1 protein-coding gene is annotated in these 1,259 nt (G+C 50.2%); it reads right to left on the bottom strand.

What is annotated here, in order from left to right; all coding sequences use genetic code 11:
- The coding region (locus VZ95_RS19810) for a GNAT family N-acetyltransferase (RefSeq protein WP_156995449.1) at window positions 1-971 on the bottom strand (971 nt) is incomplete at its 3' end.
- Window positions 972-1,259: the final 288 nt, after the last annotated feature.

The raw sequence follows: 1,259 nt of genomic DNA, 5'->3' as shown, positions 1-1,259 counted from the left end.
GGGGGCAACTCATGGGTTTCAGGTTTCGATTGACGTAACGTCTCAAAGAGTTGACGGGCCAAGAGTTGCGCTTGTTCCCGTTTGCTGGTCAGAGGCGGCAATGGCCGTTTTGCAGAGAAATCCCTCGGCGGTTGGGGCAGGACATCGGTCGATGCGGGGGATATTGAATGCGCAAGCGTGTCGGCCTCGTCATCCAGCGTAATGACTGGCGAAGCCTCCTGTATAGACGCTACACTTTCTTCAACGACACCGAGATTATTCCCGATTTTATCTTCCAACTCAATCCGGTTCTCCTCTGGCGCGCTGGCCGTGTGCGTGCGCCCAGTTTCCTCCCTTTTCTCTTTCAGAGGAGAGGGGGGCGGTTCCGCAGGCTCGGCAACGGCGCGCAGGTCCGAATTATCGCCCTGTGCGTTCTCGAACTGCGGCGGCGGCGCGTGTTCAATGATAGGCGGGGGGGCAGCGGGAGAGGCGTATTTCTTAAACCCAGCGGGGGCGGCAAGCTGCCTTTCGCCCACGGGTTCGGTGGGGGGCTGGATCTCGCCGTCAAATGTAATCGGCAGGGCCACCCGCAGGATAGGACTGCGGCCCGTCGGAAGAGAGGGGGGAGATGCTCCGGAAGCCGCCGCTACGGACGCGGGGGCCGTGTTCTGTTTTTCCCAGTAAATGCCATCTGAGTTTTCTGCTTTTTTTTCAAATCCAATACTGCTCAGCATTTTCATCATACGGTTAGATGCTGTTTGCGTCGTTGAGCAGATTATAGGGGAGTCTTTCATTGGCTCTGAGAGAAGAGATAGCAAAAATTTCTTGCCAATCCCCTTGCCTTGAAGAGTTTCGTCTACATACATCATCATTATTTCATGTTTATGGCTGTCCTTTTTTCGCAGGATAGCATATCCTACTGGCCTTGAATCGTGCTGATAAATATAAGAATGTACGTTTTTGTGAGAAATTGTTTTGGCAAAAAAAAGCATTTATTTGCATGCTTGATTTTGAGAAATTGCCATCACGCAGGCCTATTTCATAGCCTGTAATCATGAAGGGAATATCGACGGATTTTGCGCGGCGCAGCATTGATATTCAGGTGTCAGCAGAGAAAGATCGACATTACTTCAACCTAACACATTCTTTCAAAAGGTCGACCTGATAAATATGTCAGGTGTTATGACCTAATTAAAAATCTTAAGAACGCACAAATTTTATGAATCTCCAAAGAGATATTCATAGGAAGGAAGGGTGTTGAGTCCAGCACTCCCAATGGG

It is taken from the genome of Elstera litoralis (assembly GCF_000963705.1).
GTDB classification, from domain to species: Bacteria; Pseudomonadota; Alphaproteobacteria; order Elsterales; family Elsteraceae; genus Elstera; species Elstera litoralis.
This window is presented reverse-complemented; position numbering and strand designations above follow the sequence as displayed.